This window comes from Mesorhizobium sp. M7A.F.Ca.US.005.03.2.1, from assembly GCF_003997795.1.
GTDB lineage: Bacteria > Pseudomonadota > Alphaproteobacteria > Rhizobiales > Rhizobiaceae > Mesorhizobium > Mesorhizobium ciceri.
Genome location: NZ_RZRP01001197.1, coordinates 1 through 1,419 on the forward strand (window position 1 = coordinate 1; position 1,419 = coordinate 1,419).

Annotated in this window: 2 protein-coding genes; both read left to right on the top strand. The window is 64.2% G+C overall.

Translation table 11 applies throughout. The features are described 5' to 3' along the window. On the top strand, positions 1-404 hold a 404-nt coding region (locus tag EN991_RS36170; RefSeq protein WP_164769656.1), incomplete at its 5' end, for an invasion associated locus B family protein. A gap of 157 nt (positions 405-561) precedes the next feature. Continuing rightward, positions 562-1,419 (top strand): metallopeptidase TldD-related protein (locus tag EN991_RS36175; protein ID WP_245461174.1); only part of this gene is annotated, 858 nt, incomplete at its 3' end.

Genomic DNA, 1,419 nt, shown 5'->3' on the forward strand with positions numbered 1-1,419 from the left:
GCGCATGGTCGATCATCTGCGACACGCCGGCCGGTGCCACCTCGGAACAATGCGTGATGATGCAGAACGTCGTCGCCGAGGACCGTCCGGAGATGGGACTGTCGGTCGTCGTGCTGCGCACCGCCGACAACAAGGCGGAGATCCTGCGCGTTCTGGCGCCGCTCGGCGTGCTTTTGCCCAACGGGCTTGGCCTCAATGTCGACGGCAAGGACATCGGTCGCGCCTATTTCGTGCGCTGTTTCCAGGACGGCTGCTATGCCGAGGTTATCCTCGAAAAGCCGCTTCTCGACACGCTGAAGACCGGCACGTCGGCCACCTTCATTGTCTTCCAGACCCCGGAAGAAGGCATCGGCATCCCGGTCGACCTCAAGGGTTTTGCCGACGGCTTCGCCGCCCTCCCCTGAAAGCCCGGCGACATCACCGGCTTCATCAACCAGAAGTGACGTCGACGGTCTGCTGGCAAACCGCTTTTGTCTTCACAATGCGGCTGAGCGATTGTCTCGGCGCACCTTCGCGCCTACATCGTGGCAAAGACCCATTCCTCCTGTGAACGGACGCGCCATGAACAGCCTGATCGGCCAATTCGACATTTCAGACGATCGCATCAAGCAGATCGTCGCCGAAACCATCAACGGCGCCGATGACGGCGAGCTGTTCCTCGAATACAGCGAGAGCGAAGCGCTGATGTTCGACAATGGCCGGCTGAAGACCGCCAACTTCAACACCGACCAAGGGTTTGGCCTGCGCGCGGTTGCCGGCGAAGCCAGCGGCTATGCCCATTCCAGCGATCTCTCCGAAGCTTCGCTGCTGCGCGCGGCCGATGCCGTTTCGACCGTCAAGGGCGGCTATTCCGGCACGCTTGCCGCCGCACCCGCCCGCACCAACCGCCATCTCTATGGCGAAGAGAACCCGATCCCCTCGCCCTCCTTCGAGGCCAAGGCAAAGCTCCTGCAGGAAATCGACGCCTGGCTGCGCGCCGAGGACCCACGCGTGCGGCAGGTTTCGGCATCGCTCGCCGCATCCTGGCAGCATGTCGAGATCGTGCGCGCCGACGGCCAAATGGTGCGCGACATCCGCCCGCTGGTCCGCGTCAACGTCTCCGTCGTTGTCGGCAATGGCGACCGCCAGGAGAGCGGCTCCTACGGCATGGGCGGCCGCAAGGCGTTTGGCGAATTCCTGGTCGAGGACAGTTGGAAGCACGCCGCCAAGGAGGCGCTCAGGCAAGCCCTGGTCAATCTCGAGGCGATACCGGCGCCGGCCGGCACTTTCGACATCGTCTTGTCCAGCGGCTGGCCGGGCGTCATGCTGCACGAGGCCGTCGGCCATGGGCTGGAAGGCGATTTCAACCGCAAGAAGACCTCGGCCTTCGCCGGACTGCTCGGCCAGCAGGTCGCCGCCAAGGGGGTGACCGTCGTCGAC